The 16,477-nt window shown below is 56.3% G+C and carries 11 protein-coding genes; all 11 read right to left on the bottom strand.

The window, feature by feature from the left end; genetic code table 11:
• Nucleotides 1-32: 32 nt before the first annotated feature.
• The gene (locus GCT19_RS30600; protein WP_026228594.1) at nucleotides 33-1,376 is read right to left on the bottom strand and encodes an amidase family protein; all 1,344 of its coding nucleotides are present in this window, start codon (nucleotides 1,374-1,376) and stop codon (nucleotides 33-35) included.
• Between the two features lie 39 nt (nucleotides 1,377-1,415).
• Nucleotides 1,416-3,104: an NAD(P)/FAD-dependent oxidoreductase gene (locus tag GCT19_RS30605; protein WP_026228595.1), complete on the bottom strand. Its 1,689-nt coding sequence runs from the start codon at nucleotides 3,102-3,104 to the stop codon at nucleotides 1,416-1,418.
• Between the two features lie 1,554 nt (nucleotides 3,105-4,658).
• Nucleotides 4,659-7,706 (bottom strand): efflux RND transporter permease subunit, encoded by a 3,048-nt coding sequence (locus GCT19_RS30610; RefSeq protein WP_018434987.1) that lies wholly within the window; start codon nucleotides 7,704-7,706, stop codon nucleotides 4,659-4,661.
• An 11-nt stretch (nucleotides 7,707-7,717) separates the two neighbouring features.
• Nucleotides 7,718-8,869, bottom strand: coding sequence for an efflux RND transporter periplasmic adaptor subunit (locus tag GCT19_RS30615; RefSeq protein WP_026228596.1), 1,152 nt, complete (start codon nucleotides 8,867-8,869; stop codon nucleotides 7,718-7,720).
• Nucleotides 8,870-8,963: 94 nt separating this feature from the next.
• On the bottom strand, nucleotides 8,964-10,439 hold the full coding sequence (locus tag GCT19_RS30620) for an efflux transporter outer membrane subunit (RefSeq protein WP_018434989.1): 1,476 nt from the start codon (nucleotides 10,437-10,439) through the stop codon (nucleotides 8,964-8,966).
• 334 nt (nucleotides 10,440-10,773) lie between these two features.
• On the bottom strand, nucleotides 10,774-11,370 hold the full coding sequence (cysC, locus tag GCT19_RS30625; protein WP_035491029.1) for an adenylyl-sulfate kinase: 597 nt from the start codon (nucleotides 11,368-11,370) through the stop codon (nucleotides 10,774-10,776).
• Between the two features lie 182 nt (nucleotides 11,371-11,552).
• Nucleotides 11,553-13,301: a nodulation protein NodU gene (gene nodU, locus GCT19_RS30630; protein ID WP_152854004.1), complete on the bottom strand. Its 1,749-nt coding sequence runs from the start codon at nucleotides 13,299-13,301 to the stop codon at nucleotides 11,553-11,555.
• Between the two features lie 13 nt (nucleotides 13,302-13,314).
• A complete protein-coding gene (gene nodS / locus GCT19_RS30635; protein WP_303246864.1) occupies nucleotides 13,315-13,920 on the bottom strand; it encodes a nodulation methyltransferase NodS in 606 nt (201 codons plus the stop codon).
• A gap of 110 nt (nucleotides 13,921-14,030) precedes the next feature.
• Complete coding sequence (locus tag GCT19_RS30640; RefSeq protein WP_026228599.1) at nucleotides 14,031-14,621, bottom strand: NodA family N-acyltransferase; 591 nt, start codon at nucleotides 14,619-14,621, stop codon at nucleotides 14,031-14,033.
• Nucleotides 14,622-14,843: 222 nt separating this feature from the next.
• Nucleotides 14,844-15,584 (bottom strand): sulfotransferase, encoded by a 741-nt coding sequence (locus GCT19_RS30645; RefSeq protein WP_018434994.1) that lies wholly within the window; start codon nucleotides 15,582-15,584, stop codon nucleotides 14,844-14,846.
• A 102-nt stretch (nucleotides 15,585-15,686) separates the two neighbouring features.
• Nucleotides 15,687-16,475 (bottom strand): ABC transporter permease, encoded by a 789-nt coding sequence (locus tag GCT19_RS30650; protein ID WP_026228601.1) that lies wholly within the window; start codon nucleotides 16,473-16,475, stop codon nucleotides 15,687-15,689.
• Between the last annotated feature and the right edge of the window lie 2 nt (nucleotides 16,476-16,477).

The following is a 16,477-nucleotide window of genomic DNA, read 5'->3' on the forward strand; positions in this document are numbered from 1 at the left end:
TGAAACATTTCGCAGTGAAGATGGCAGTCGTGTTACGACGAATTCAGAACGTCTTCTACAGACGTTGCCATAGTCAAGAGGCGGCGATCCTGACCTCGTGGTGCGTCAAGGCTCAAACCAACGGGCAATGCACCATCCGGAGCAACAGGAAGCGTAACCGAGGGCATCGCGGCATTGCTGGCCAAGTCGGTATTACGTATCACCTCCGAGAAAAGTTCGGGCCGCCCGGCATCGCTACAGTGGGGAACGCTGCGTGGAACCGTCGGGTATGCGAGAAAATCGATACCTTGGGTGGTGAACAGGTTTTTCATTTGTTGACGCAAAAGGCCCACATTCTGAATCGCAAAAGAATAATCCGCCGCAGAGATCAGTTGCGCACTGAGGTTGCTGTGGACGATGTTGCGGACAGCTTCATCACGGATGTTATCGAATATCGTATTTATCCTGTTGGCCCAACCGAAGGAAAGCAATGTGCGTGGAAAGTCCATGAAGAATTCGTAAACGGGAATGGTGAAGGTTCCAATCCTATTTAAGTCGGCAACCGCCGAGTCGTCCAGATCAACGCACTCGAACCCCGCGCGGATCAGACGCGTGATCGCACGCCAACAATGCTTTCGGACATCTTCATTGAGGTCACTCCACATGGACGCCGGAAGTCCTATGCGGCAAGGAGTACTAATCTGTTTTGCCGGCGGGCGGGTACCGGTGGACAGCAGCTCATATATCATCAACGCGTCCTTCGCCGTGCGCGTCAAAAGCCCAGGTGAATCTTTAGTGCGAGAAACTGGAATGATTCCAGCTGAAGACCAGTGACCGCTTGTAGGCCTGAAGCCGATAATGCCACAGAAGGCGGCCGGTATCCGCACCGAGCCGCCAGTGTCAGTTCCGATCGCCATCGGAACGATCCCGGCAGCCACCGCGGCCGCGCAACCGCCACTGCTTCCGCCCGCCAGATATCCCGGAGCCGTCGGGTTGCCCACCGTTCCCCACCTCGGATTGACCGATGTGATGCCAAAACTAAGTTCATGCATATTGTTCTTACCGGCGACGACAGCGCCCAAGGATTTCAGTTTTCGGACGATAATGGCATCGCGTGTCGCTATGCATCCTTCCATCCCTGGCGTACCGGCAGTTACTGGAAACCCGTTAGCACAAATATTGTCTTTCAATGAGAAGGGGATGCCGTAGAGTGGTGCACCTTTCAGCACATCATTCGGCCTTGCGAAATGCGCATCGAGGTCGCGACTACCAATGAAACAATTGAGCTTCGACTGACTAGCATTGGCGCTAATTGCGTGCTTCCGCATGTCATCCGCAGAGATTTCACCATCGCGTATACCATCACAAAGCGATTCCAGAGAGTCTTCCGAATACATAAAGTGTCCCAAAATAGGGTGTCGTCAGAGCATGCGATATCAGTAGTGATAGGCACTGCGTATTTCGTCGAGAGGATTGCCCCGTAGAAGGTCTCCGCCTGTACTGCGTATAACGGCGCAGGCGCTATTGATAGCCGTCTGGACCGCCCCCTCGATCCAACCACCGGTGAATGAACAACCACATCCAGCCAAATATAGGCCGGTATCCGTTGCAAGGTCGTTTGCCGTCTGAAATTGAAAAAAAAGCCGCTGTGAGTACACATCTTCACCGGGATAGTTGAGTTTAAACGCACCGGAAGAATGGGGATCAGTCAACCAGTCATGGTGAAGGATGGCATGCTCGTAGTCGTCATCCACGGGAGTCAGGTGGCGCGCAAGTTCAGGGTTGAATGTAGCAAGGGCGTCGACAAAACGCTCGCAGCGCTGCTTTTTGTCGGGGACGCTTAGTAGCTTATGCGCGTCGTCCTCCCACGTGTAGCTAAGCAAAACTACACCTGGACCGTCTGGCCTATCGGGCTCGTAGTCAAGGCAATATACCCCGCGCGCAAAACTGTCAGATTGAATTGTGACTGGCAAATCGTTAGCGATCCAAAATTTACCATGTGTAAGCATGAATAGTTTTGATGACCCGGTGAGATGCGTTTCTCTAACGGCTCGTGAGACGTCTCGACTGAGAAACGTCTCGTCGTCGGTCAGGCCGTGAACCATCTGCATTGTCCTTGTGTTGCTGGTAACGATAACTCGGTCAAAGGTCATGATTTCGCCCGCGTCAGTCATCAGCCTTATCTTTCCGTCTTCTTTGTAGATACGGCCCACGCCATTGAAGCGAACCCGGTCAGCAACGGTGCATTCTCCGATCTTCTCTGCTGCGAGGCACTCAGCTAGTGTAGAAATTCCGCAAGAGACCAAGCGTTGATCGTCCATGTAGCCATTGATGACGAGCCGTAGTATTTCGGTGAATGCCGCCTGATAAACAGGAAGGAAGCCTCCAGAGCCTATGCCCAAAGAACCGAATAGTTCAAAGTCGTCAGGGCGTTCCCAGCGGATGTCTCCGGGCGGGCGAGATCCCGTGAAGATGGCCACGATGGCTGCATAAAAAGAACTGTCACGAAACACGTCGAGCCACGTTTGCCATTCCGCTCGGGCTTTCTCAAACCGGCCTGACCTCAACATTGCGGTGATTTTTGCGGGAGCAACTAGAGACGTACCGTTGATCACGCATCCTTCCTGCAAAAAGGCTCTCCAGCCTTCGTAGACGACTCTGAATAATGGGGGCGGCGGTTCTCCCGCGCGCCATATATGGCGAGTACCGCGATAGTGCAATTCGGTATCGACCATTCCTGGATCCGGGAAAGAGGCTGTCGTCGAAATACCGTACCTGTCAAGATAATGAAAAAGACCGGTCGCAGTCGGAGGAAATCTCATTGCACCCATTTCAGCAATGAGATGCGGGTACCGTGGATCAAAAGGTTGTGACCATACTCTACCTCCGATGCGATCGCGGGCTTCAAACACGGTGACATCGGTGACACCTGCTCGCATCAATTCCGCCGCGGCCAGAAGCCCGCTAATGCCAGCCCCCACGATTGCAACCCGCGGCGTCTGTACACTGGGTGAAAACGAGCCAATTGCTCCTTCTGATTTGCAGATGTCGAGGAAAGGAGCGTAGTCATACAATAGGTCAATAGTCGGTGATGCAATTTGTGAAGATGCGGCGCAGTTTTTCATGAATTATCTCGCTTTGGAGTACCTCTACCCGTCGAAAAGACGATCACTGAGAGTAACGCTACGATTTAGATAAGAGAGAGGGAAAGATTGCTTATTTCGTTGCCAATAACTCCGTTGTCTGTCAGGGCAAACCGCTATTTATTTTTAGTATCCGTGTATGCCACGATAGCAAATCGTCTACCTCAGGATCAAACAAATAAAATTGATACTTGTGAGAAGATATCGTGAGGTCAGAACCGGTCGTCTATTTTTTGTCGCCGCCGAGTTGCCTAAACATCGCTTGCGAAGACGTGAAGGCAATGTCGCAACGAGGCGAGCGTCAGGATGTCGACTGGAAAAGATTACCTCGTGCTCGATATCGGCTAACTTGAGGACGAGAACCCGTGGGCATATAACTTTCGGACTGGACTCGATTGCGGGTTGGTGGCGTGGAGTTGCCCTATAACCCCGGGGAAACGCACATCGTCTTCACGAACGAGTGAGCCATACAATTGCTGTGGGCCAGTGTACGTGCGTGGTCAGCGGATGCGGGGGGAAGGCAGTTCGCGCCCGAAGATACGCGTGCCATGGTCGATGTAGTTAGAGCGTTGTACGTCATCCGTTCGATGAGCTGCGCTGCTCGACGGCAATCAGCATCACGTCGTGCGCCACGCTACCGGTATGGTTTCGAGTTGTCGCAGTCCAGCTAATCGCCTTCGGTTGCGGCAGGCAGCTCGAAGGTTACACACAGGGCAGAGCCATCGTCGCACCGGAACTTGAAGCCATCGGAGCACGAATGGTATTGCTGTTGTCCACGGCAACAACACGATCGTCGTGCTGCCACGTGTATCGCAGCGCCCCGAGACGGCGCAGCAGCAGATGATGCCCTCAGATAAGCCGATACACGCGCTTGTGGTTGGGCTACGGGGCGATCTGTTCTCGCCCGGAATGCCGTAGCGCCCAGACACCTGAAGTCGGAAGAAAATGCGTTACATGGACCAGCATTTCTTCGAGACATTCTGAGTCATCGGACGGTGTGGCGCTACGACCGCTTTGCCAATCGGACAAGCGAGCCCGTTTTCACTGCTACGTCATAGCGGACCGCGCCGAGAACTTCGCAGACCGCTTCAATCGTCGCCCCCCGCACCAAGGCGGGCGCGCAAACACGTCTTTGTGCGCGCCATTCCAAACCTTCCTTTAAGGTTCCGACACCGGTCGTCCTAGTCCGCTGCGGCGTGCTCTGATGACGGTGCGACGTATCGTCAGCTTTCATCGCCGCCACTCCGCCTTCCTGCAATTGCTCGGTCCGACCGGACACCTGGTTCGGGTTAACGCCTCGCCAACGGTGCTCCGGTTCACTCATAAATTCAACGGTTTCACATAATGTCTAGGCTTACCGCTAGCCTAGGCTATCCCTGATCTTAGGGGAGTCTTCGTGTCCTCAGATACGTGGGGCTGATCAATGGCGAGACACAAAGACCCGCGTGAAGGCAGTCCTTGCAGTCATCGCAAGTCGCTTGCTCCAGCCACGCCGCGGCGCGAGGAGTGCACGAAAAATTGCACAGTTGATGGCGGTCACGTCATTGCTGTTGTCTTCTTGTGATGTTCTGCACCTAACAACATGTACATCGACGGGACAACGAACAGTGTGAACAGAGTGCCGATCGACAGTCCCGTGAATATTACCAGCCCGATCGCGTTGCGCCCTGCCGCGCCAGCGCCGGACGCAATCACTAACGGCAGAACACCAAGCACCATGGCGGCTGTAGTCATGACGATCGGGCGCAGGCGCGCGCCTGCCGCTTCTTCAAGAGCTTCGCGCTTGCTGCGGCCTGAACGCTGTAACTCATTCGCGAACTGCACGATGAGAATGCCATGCTTGCTGATAAGCCCCATGAGTGTGACCAGTCCGACTTGCGTGTAGATGTTGAGCGTGGAAACGCCGATGTTAATGAAGATCAGCGCACCGAACAACGCCAACGGCACTGATACCAGAATGACGATGGGATCGCGGAAGCTTTCAAACTGCGCCGCGAGTGCAAGGAACACAATGACCGCTGCGAACATCAGAGTGATTAGGAAGCCGCCCGACTCCTGCATGAATTGGCGCGAAAGTCCGGAATAGTCCATGTTGTATCCTGAGGGAGCGACGCGGGTTGTGGCGTTGCGCAGGAACTCGAGTACTTCGCCCTGCGAAACGCCGGGTGCGACTACGGCCGAGATCGTTGCCGAATTCATTTGCTGAAAATGGTTGATGGATTCGGGCACAACCGTCGACTTCAGATGGGAGACAGTCGAAGCAGGGATCATACTGCCGTCGGAAGTGCGCAGGTTGTAGTCTAATAGCTGCGATGGGTTCATTCGGTCGACCTGCTGAAGTTGTGGAATCACCTTGTAAGAACGGCCGGCGACCGAGAAATAATTCGCGTAATTACCACCGAGCGCAGCTCCGAGCGCCTGTCCCATGTCGCTTTGCGTAAGGCCGAGCGAGGCGACCTTGTCGCGGTCAACCATCAGAACGGTCTCGGGCTTGTCGATCTTTAGGTCGCAGTCGACAAAGAGGAACATGCCGCTTTCGCGCGCCTGTTGCAAAACCGCTTGGGTTACTTCGTTAAGGTTATCGAAAGGCTCAGTCGTGTTGATCACGAACTGCACCGGGAAGCCTTGCGCACCGGGCAGGGGTGGAAGCTGGAAAGCAGCAACTCGCGCGCCGGCGATGCCATTCCACTTCTGTTGAAGCTCCTGTTGCAACTCGGAGGCACCTCTCTTTCGCCTGTCCCATGTCGTGAAGAGCACGCCGCCGAAGCCCTGATTCAATGTCGGCGCGCCTGTCAACTGAAACATCTGCGCATACTCGGGCAATTGCTTAGATATCTGGAAAACCTGGTCAGCATACATCTGCATCTGTTGAATCGTCGCATTGGGTGGTCCCTGGATCAGCGACAGTACGATGCCTTGGTCCTCCTGGGGGGCGAGTTCGGACTGTGACGTCGCAAATAAATAGATGGTCCCGCATAACAGTATTGCACCCATCACGACGAATACGGTCCATGTGTCCAGTATCGAGCGCAGGAGCCGCATGTAACTCCGATGCACTTTCTCAAACTGCTGATGGACGAACCGGTTGAAGCGTCCGGGTTGCTGCTCGTGATGAAAGAGTCGCGAGCACATCATTGGCGATAGGCTTAGCGCGACCACGCCCGACATAGTGACCGCGCTTGCCAGTGTAAATGCGAACTCCGTGAACAGTGCGCCCGTCAGTCCGCCCTGGAAGCCAATGGGGAGATAGACGGCAATCAACACAACAGTCATTGCGAGTATCGGGCCACTGAGTTCGCGCGCGGCGATGAGCGCGGCATCGAAGGGACGCTTGCCCCCGGTCGTCAGGTGTCGGTCGAAATTCTCAACTACGATGATCGCGTCATCGACCACGAGTCCGACCGCGAGCACCAGCGCGAGCAGCGTCAGTAGATTAATGGAGTAGCCGAGCAACTGCATCATGAAGAATGTGCCGATCAGAGACAGCGGCATCGCGAACAAGGGCACTATCACCGCGCGGAAGCTGCCGAAGAACAGGTAAATCACTAGCGTTACGATCAGTAGTGCCTCGACGAGCGTCTTCACCACTTCGTCGATGGCAGTCTCGATAAAGTCCGTGGCATCATAGACGATGTCGCTCGACACCCCCGTGGGGAGCTGCTTCTGCAGATCAGGGAACACAGCTTTGACGCGTTTCGCTACTTCGAGCAGGTTGGCGTCGGGCGCTACCTTGATCCCAATGAACACCGAGCGTTTTCCACTAAAAGCGACATTGGAGTCGTAGTTGTCCGCACCCAATACAACATTGGCGACATCCTCTAGGCGCACGACCGCGCCGTTCTTCTGCTTGATAACCAGCTTCCTGAAGTCTTCGACGGAATGCAGATCGGTACCAGCGTTTAGACTGACGCTGGTCATCTGGCCTTTGGTTGCTCCGAGCGTCGCCAGATAGTTGTTGTTGCCGAGTGCGGTGTAGACGTCAGAAGCCGTGACGTTGTGCGCTGCGAGCCTGGTGGAATCAAGCCACGCGCGCAACGCGAACTGACGGCCGCCGAGAACCTCTGCGGTTTGCACGCCCTGAATTGAATCGAGCTTCGGCTTGACAACGCGCAGCAGATAGTCCGTGACGTTGTTGCTTGGCAGGACATCGCTGTAGAAGCCCATATACATCGTGTCAGTAGTCTGGCCGACCTGAATCGTCAACACTGGCTGTTGCGCTTGGGGTGGCAACTGGTTCCGCATAGACGCGATTTGGGTGTTGATCTCTGTTAGCGCGCGGTTCGGATCGTAGTTCAGGCGGAGAGTCGCGGTGATACTTGAGACACTCGTGCTACTCTTCGACGACATGTAATCGATGCCTTGCACCTGTGCGATCGCGGCTTCGAGCGGCTGAGTAACGAAGCCGGCCATCGTCTCGGCGCTAGCGCCATAGTACGAGGTGGTGATGGTAACGACGCCAGTGCCGGTCTGGGGATATTCGCTAACCTTAAGTGTCGACAGGGAACGTAAGCCCAGCACGAGGATGAACAGGCTTACCACGGACGCGAGGACCGGCCGTTTGATAAAGATGTCGGTGAAATCCATCTGAGGAACTCTTATTGTTCTTGGGGCGTCGGAGCAGGACTGTCTGCCGGCAACACGCGATTGTCGATTACGAGCGGTGTGCCGTTCCTCAGCTTGAGTTGGCCGCTCGTCACCACTAGTGCGCCTTCGTCTAAGCCCTTCAGGATCGCAACCTGATCGCCGCGCGTGGGTCCTGGCGTTACGAAGATTTGTTGCGCAACGGGCATCGTTTTGCCGCGTGCGTCCTTATGCTCGCCCGGTTTGATGACGAAAACTGTTGCCCCGTAGGGATTGTAAGTGATTGCCGTTTGCGGCAGTGTCAGGTAACGCTGCTCGTGACCAACATCGACTTTTACGCTAGCGTACATCCCCGGCAACAGCTTGCGCTCGCGGTTGTCGAGGGCCGCTTCGACCTCCACGTTGCGCGTCGTGCTGTCGAGGCGCGGGTTGATAGCGCGGATCTTGCCCACGAAGCCGCGGCTCACGAATGCACTTGTAGCTACGGCGACGCTCTGTCCCACCTGCAGTTGACCGAGTTCCTGCTGGGGCAGGTGAAAGTCGACGTAGATGGGGTCAATAGCTTGCAACGTAACGATGGCGTCGCCCGGATTGACGTACTGGCCTGGATTGACTGTCGTGATGCCCACGCGTCCCGCGAAAGGCGCGCGAATCGTTTTTTTCTCGACTAGTGCGGCCTGCTGTTCGACTTGTGCTCGTTTGCTTCTCAGGTCGGCGGCATCAGCATCCACTTGCGCCTTGGCAATCGCCTGAATGTCGTACTGTGCCGTGTCGCGGTTATAGACGGTTTGCGAGAGCTCGGCGGCAGCTCTTAGCGAGGCGAGCTGCGCGCGGTCCGAGCGGTCGTTCAGACGCACGAGCACCTGTCCAGCCTTGATTTCCTCGCCGGACTTGAATGCGATCTCGCGAACGAGTCCAGCCACTTCAGTCGTCACGTCGACACCGCGCACGGCACGCAGGCTGCCCACAGCGGCAAGCTGTGGCTGCCATATCTGATAGCTCACGACGGCGGACGTGACGGTAGCAGCCGGCACCGCATTGTGTGCCATGAATTTCCGGATCATATGCGCCTTGTACAGGTTGAAACCGATCAGCGCGCCAAGCAGAACGCCCATGCAGATCAGCATGGTGATCATCCGTTTTGCTGTTGGTTTATTTGTCGTCATCGTCGTGTCCTTGCACGGCAAACTGATATGGAACAGATCCCTTTGGACGCGCAGCATTGGAAACCATGCGGGGCGCGGCAAGCAGAAAGAGGGTTCACTGCGGGTTGATATCGGAGTCCGCCTGTCCTGTCTGGATCCTGGCCGCGTCGCTCCACCAGCCGCCACCCAGTGCTTCGAACAATGCGGCCGTGTCTGCGTAGCGTGCAGCGCGCGCCTGGGTGAGATTGACGATGGTCTGCTGGTATTGACGCTGCGCATCGAGCAGAGCTAGATAACTGACACCGCCGGCACGAAACTGGCCACGCGTCAGCTCGAGCGAGCTGCTGGCTGCACGCCACGCTTCGGTTTGCGCGGCGAGTGCGGCTGCATCGTGATCGAGTGCGCGGAGCGTATCCGCGACATCTTCGAATGCAAGCAGTATCGTTTGCCTGTATTGCCCGTTGGCCTCATCGAAGGCGGCTTCCGCCGCGCGCTTTTTAGCGCTCAGTTGGCCTCCGTTAAAGATCGGCTGCGTGAGCCCCGCGCCGATGTTCCAGATCATGTCCGCGTACTTCAGCATGCCCGCTGGCGTTAATGATTGCGGGCCGTAGTTTGCGGACAGCGTAAGCTGTGGATACATGTTCGCGGTTGCGACGCCGACCTGGGCGCTCGCCTGACGCAGCAGGGCTTCCGCAGCCAGGATGTCCGGACGTTGACGGACGAGCGACGAAGGGAGGGCGACGGGTAAGGTCTGCGGTAGGGTGAACATCGACAGCCTGAACTCGGGAACGCTGTTATCGCTAGGCGGTTTACCCGCGAGCACGGCAAGCTGATGTCGCGCCCGATCGAGAGACTGCCGCAGTGGCGGCAGGGTAGCGCGCGTTTGTGCGAGCAACGTTTCCTGCGAGAGCACAGCCACGCGACCCACCCCGCCGAACTCAAGTTGCTTACGCAATACACCGAGCTGAGTCTCCTCATCCGCGGCGATACGCTCGGTCGCGTCAATCTGCTCGCGGAGGGAAGCTTCCCTGACCGCAGCGGTGACGATGTTCGCTGACAGCGCCAGGTATGTGCCCTGTAGCTGCAAATTCTGGAAGTCGACCTGCGCGCCCAGCGCCTCGAGTTCGTGGCGTGCAGCCCCGAAGAGATCCAGGTTGTAGGAAACGTTCACTGATGCGTTGTACAGACTTAGTATTCTGTTCAGGCTGGGCTGGCCTAGCGTCGTGCCATTGAGCTTTTCGCGAGTAGCATTGAGCTTCACATCGATGGCGGGATATAGATCGATCCCTGTTTGCGCACGCAGATTTTCGCTCGCCTGGCGCAGCGCGGCGCTGGCTGCAGCGATATTCGGGCTATTTGAGAGGGCCTCGCGTATCAGCGCGTCGAGGGGCTCGCAACGGTAAAGGGTCCACCATTGTGCAGGCAGCTCGCCGCCAGCCTTGAACTGCTGCGCAAGACCCGTCGCACCGGGCGACGAAACCGTGTGTTCGGGTAGGGCCTTCGGTGTATAGCTGTCGGTCGCGGGCGGCGCGGGAGTGCGATATTCGGGGCCGACTGTGCAGCCGGAAAGTGAATAGACTAGTGAAAGCAAGACAGTGATCGATGCGGCACGGCCGAGAGGCCGATTTGCTGCCGGAAGCAACGCTGAGTCGCGCAACCGAGACCGCGATCGTCCGCGATAGCAATTGAGATTGCCGTAATCAATCATCTGTCTACCTTGGTCCGCGTGAGCGCAGTGCAATCAGATGGGTGGTTGAAGAAACTCACCTCCCTGGCACCGGGTTCGCTGGAAGGAGGGTATGCAACATGCGAGTGTCGACGTTTCGCCCGCTCCGACAATTGGCGTCGATCGAGCCGCTCGTCCGCCATGGACATCGGTTTATCGAGTCCAGTTTTGCGGCGTGCCCACACTCGTCTCGCTCCAACTAGCGGCTATTGAGCCACTTCACCACAAGGTCCGCGCCTTCATCGATGGACTTCGAACATGTGTCGATGAATACGTCCGGGACCGTCGGCTGTTCATACGGCGAGTCGATGCCGGTGAAATGCTGTATGGCGCCAGTTCTCGCAAGCCGATACAGTCCCTTGGGATCGCGAGCTTCGGCTACGGCCAAACTAGCGTGAACGTGGATTTCGGCGAAACGGTGCCTACCCGCGGTAGATCTGGCGAGTTCCCGATCGCGACGGAACGGCGAAATGAGGCACACCAGCACTACGAGCCCCGCGTCAGCCATCAATTTTGCAATTTCGGCCACGCGCCGCACGTTCTCGTGGCGATCCGCATCCGCAAAGCCGAGATCCTTGCATAGACCGAGCCTGATAGAGTCTCCATCGAGAATGTAGGTGAGTTGGCCGGACGCATGCAGTAGTGCCTCGACCTTGTCGGCAATCGCCGACTTTCCAGCTGCCGACAGCCCCGTGAACCACAGGATGGCGGGCGTTTGCCGGAGCAATCGTCCTCTCGACTCCGGCTGAATCCGGAAGCCATGCACATGAAGATCTGAAACGGAGGTCTTCTTCATATTTGTCTACGATAGGGGGGTGAAACCGCTGTTGGAAGCAAAGGCGTCCGCTCTGCATCGCAGGGTCGGAGCAGTGTGGTGGGGCATCGGTATGGCAATATAAAAAATCTTGACATTGAGGGATGCTGCCGCTGTCTGTGCAGTTCGTCCGTGAAAGAAAGTCCCTGACGCACTCATTCAAGTCACGCCCCGAGCGGTGCGCCTACGGCCCGCTCAAACTGGCCGCCAGAACCTGGTTCGTCGATTGACGATGGCAGGCCAGTGCTACATGCCTTGCTCAATAAAAGACCGTCGCACCATACATGTTCGACACCTCCCCACTCGCAGGCTGAAGCAGCGTCCGGAAAGAAGCCACGTCCATGATAGTTGGCACTGGTGTTACATAGCAAAGGAACGCCAGTGAGTCTTTCGTATTCAATCAGGAGTTGCGCCACGGGATGCGCGGAAGTTCTTGCAATGGTTTGCAACCGAGCCGATCCGTCGAGATGCACTACGGCGGGGATCCTCTCCCGCCATTCCTCGCGCGTCTGATGATCGAACAGCATGTAGGGGTCTGGAGTACCGGGACAAAAGACGGCAACCGCCCGATCTTCAAGACATATTGGTGCTACCGGACGAAAATGCTCCCGATGCTTCACCGCGTTGAGGAAGTCCTTCATCGCAGGGGACGTCGCAGCAGCGAGAATGCTTCGGGCACCCAACGCTCGGGGTCCCAGCTCTGCCCTGCCGGCTAGGAAGACGACGGGTTTATTTTCAGCGAGTACGCCGGCGAGTTGTGCAATGGAGCAAGGGGACGTTGTCCATCCGGGCGGCACGTCACCAGTTTTCACTGCTGGCCCGCTATAGATCGACCATTCCAACGGCAGGAAGCCTTTGTTCGCTGCCATCGAGCAGCAAGCGGCGCCAATCGCAGACCCACTATCGTTCGGAAAAGGCGGAATCCAGATTGCGTCAAAAAGACGACTCTCACGTAGTGCGCTGTTCCATTTGATGTTAAGACCGCATCCGCCAGAGATGCACAAGTTCCGCGGCTCGAAAATCGGATGGCGTGAGAGCGCTGCCTCCATTCCTTGAACCAGAAGACGCTCGAGGAATACGTGAAAGGATGCAAGTATGTCTTCTTCAGGCTTGGCCTCCAATTGTGGAACGCATTCTTGGAAAAAGTCGCGTGTAGCTGCGAGAGATTTTTCTGGTATGCGGACATTCTCGCGGTATTCTTGCGCAAGTTCGGTGTCGCCGGCAAAGCGTTGCTCATAAAGATCCCGAAAGACTGCAATGATGCCTTCGTCGACCGACCCGAGCGCGATGTATGCCATAAGCTTGCCTGCCACGCCCAGGTCCCAGTCAGCGCCGCTCGCCTTCTTATAGGGCCCGAAATGATGTCCAGCCGCCGCGTACATTTGGCCGATAACTGGGAACAGGCAATTGACGAGGCGTGCTTCGTCCGGTCGCACATAGTACAGTCTTGGGACCATGCCGCCATCCCAGACTAGGCAGTATGCAGGCTCCCCGCTTATCGCGAACGGACTGGTGCAGTACGCGGACGCGACATGGCCCGAAACATGAGGGTAGCTCTGATACGAATACGATTGTTCGCCGATTAACAGGCCGGTGCGTTCGAGCGGATGGAGGAGATCGTCGGCTCTGCGTTCGATATAGGGAGCACCTTTCAAGATCACAGGCGTACGGCCGCTGAGAGTGCGAAATTCCGACTCTATCTCGCCGTCCCAGCCATCAATTACAAACTGATCGATGTCATCGACAAGCAGCCCGTGTTCGCTCAGCACTGTTGCAACTACGTCGAGATTCCCGATTTCCTGATATCGCGGGTTATTGTCCCGCTTCTCCTGTTCGATGCAAAAAAGGAGCTTTCCATCCTCCACAACAGCGATGGCTCCATCGTGTGTCAGTTTGATGCCGCAGATGCGCATAGTATCTCCCGCTCTAACGGAGGCAATTCGGTTGATTTGGAAAATCCATCGGGCTCCGGAAGCGCGCGAGCATGCAATCCTCATTGGACGACCGCCCGATGCACTGCACGCGCTCGACCTCGGTCAGCTCTTCCCGTAGCATTTCGAGCACCGTTTCCGCCCCGGCGATGTGGCCCCACCGCCGGCAATTGGCGTCAACAGCCGATCCGAATACCAACTGCCCGTTGGGCGCAAGCATGCGCGCCAAGCTCTGCACAGTGGCCCGTACCTCGGCGATGCTTCCGAGGTAATAAAGAACCTCCGCGACAACGATCAGATCGAACTTTTCCGGAGCCGAAAAGCGCTGGATGTCTGATACGATCCAAGTGATATTGGCCGGTTCCATTAGCCGTGCGCGTGTTCGCGCGATCGCTTCTGGAACTACATCGATGACGGTGAGCCGTCGACAGTGAGGCGCCAGCTTTTCCGTGAACGCCCCGCCCGCACATCCGACTTCAAGTGCATCTGTGACGATGCCCTTGGCAAGTGACAATCGAAGCATTTGCCTGTGGCGCTCGAATTCGAACGGGTTACTGTCCAGCCGCCACGGATCGTTGGAGTTCAATTCCCGAAGCAGCAAGTCGAAGTTCGCTACATGTGTCAAGTTCACATACCTCGATAGCGGTTTACTATAAGGACAATTGCATGGGGGCGTCGGCTCCACCGCCTTCTGTGGTGAAGCGCCAGCCTTCATAGCTCCGGACCATTGCGCTCGATTGCACTCCCCTCCGGCCACTGGCTCATCGAGCTACCAATCGGCATGATTACCGCAAGGACGTCTTCAGTGCGTGTCGGGGGCAAATCTAGACGAACGTCGGCCAGAGTTGACCGCACCCGCACGCCCGAGACGACCGTTCCCAATCCATGCCGACACAACCTCGCGATATGGTTCTTCAACTCATGGCGCACCGTGCCGAATGCGAAAGGAACCCGAAGGCCCTGCAGTGCCGGATACATCGCGCGGATCGAATGGCTGATGCCGAGTCCTTCGAGATCCGGACGAACTCCGTAAAGTCCCAGTTCGGCTACAAGAACATCGACCGTGCCAACCTTGATGAACCGGCGCAGCGAGCCCATGTGAGCCGCCACCCCTTGCGAATCGTAGGCAATCGCACGGAGTTCGGGCCGCGCACCAGCCCAACTCCGGCTGCCCTCGAAAGGTTTCGCGTTAAAAGATCCAGTTGGTCCATACGTTGCCCGAAAGAACTCGGACAATTCTATGTGGTCCGAGAGCCCTAGCTCATTTTCCCAACACAGTCTCCATTGCACAGTTGAGGCCATTTGAAGTCACCTTATAACAATATGTTCATACGCCATTCGCTGAACACAGAACCGGAACAGTGGGCCATACACATCGGGGTTCATCTGCTGTTCGGAACGCAAGAATTAGTTTAGCTAGGCTGCGGACCGCTAAACCCGAGTTTGCGAGTCGATAAAGCCAATGCTCTTCAAAAGCTAGACAATTGAAAGCTATCGGGGAAATCTTGATGTTTGGCGGGCCGATCAGCCCCCTTGAGCTTCGAAAAAGCTATCGTATCGACTGCCCTCGAAGTGACGCCTCAACTCTTCGAAGTTAAGTACCGTCTGCCGCAGCGATCGAACTTCCTGACGTCTAAGAGATGTGTTTTCAGAGCAAGGGTGATTCGAGATGCCGAGAAAGGCTGAGACCGCCTTCAGACTTGAGGCCGGATCGTCCCGAAGAGTTTCATAGTCGATAGTGAGCACGCTCGACGGTGAAAACGAGCTCAGAATTAAGTGGTGGAAATCGTCCGCGGCTTTAAAGTAAGCCTCACAGTCTTCGATTTTCAACATGACTTGCGGAGGCGGACGTGAGTCGTCGTTGTCCGGACCGTATTTTAGCCACTGACCGCTTTGTCTTGCTTGCACCAAAGAACGAAACGATTCCAACGTGTTTCGTCGAATCACGAGCAGTACCTTCAAACGTGGCCACGCGGCCAGCGTCTCGAAAAACCCGGGACGTTCGTTAAACTGAGGCTGGTTGATCTTGCAACCGACGTGTGTCAAATGGGGATTCCCGGTCATGGTCGGATGGTGCAGATAGGCTAGCTCGAGCAGTTCGCGATCGCTACGCAAAAGCCGGGCGCGATCGGGCCAGATTGGGTCATACGGATTGAGCAACTCACCATTGCTTGACACGTTCGGATGCGCATTCAGCAATTCTTCCAAGTAGTGAGTGCCGGTCCTCGGCATCCCCACGATCGCAAATGGCTCAGTTGTCTGCATGGGGTATGTCATGGCGTTCATCTAACGGGTTGAAAGAGGGTGTGAGTGCTGCGCAGATGGTCCGTTGCGAAGCTCGTGGGCTCGGATTGATTGCCAAAATCGTCACGACATTAGGCGGCGGCGAAGTAGAACCGCCGATAAAAAGAACGGCAGTACTGCGTAGACGCAAAGCGCAGCCACGTGAAGGCTGATACTAGCGACAGGCCGTGCCAGCATCGCTGGGCGGATCAGCTCAACGGAATGTGTCAGCGGAAGGAATCTCGCAATTTGCCGAAGAGCACCGGGGAGATGACCGATCGGGAAGACGACGCCGCTCAGGAACAACATGGGCGTCAGAACAAGGGTTTGGTAAAAAATGAAATAGTCGTAACTGGGCGCGATGGCGACGAGCACCATAGCCAGACTCGCGAAGGCGAGTCCAGTGAGAACGACGACGGGCATGACATAGATGATACTCGGCAGCGCCGCATAGCCTAGGACCGCAGCAACCACCATCACCGCAGCGCCGGCAAGAAGGGCTTTTGTGGCCGCCCATGAAAGTTCACCTAGAACGACGTCGCCAATCGTGAGTTGAGTGCATAACACCGCTTCCCACATGCGCTGAGTATGCATTCGCGAGAAGGCCGCATAAATCGTCTCAAAGGTGGCAGAAGTCATTGCACTCGTCGCAACCATTCCAGCGGCCAAGAAGGCGATGTATGACGTGCCGTCGACGCGGCCTATCATTATTCCCACACCTAGGCCAAGACCAAACAGGTACATCATCGGATCCGCAAGGTTCCCGAGGAGCGACACAAGCGCAGATTTCCTCCATGCAAGGTAGTTGCGGTGCCATACCGTGTGCCAGTTCAGCGCGTTGCCGGGCAGAGTTATCATGAATACCTCACGCATCA

The organism is Paraburkholderia atlantica, assembly GCF_009362785.1.
Classification (GTDB): domain Bacteria; phylum Pseudomonadota; class Gammaproteobacteria; order Burkholderiales; family Burkholderiaceae; genus Paraburkholderia; species Paraburkholderia atlantica.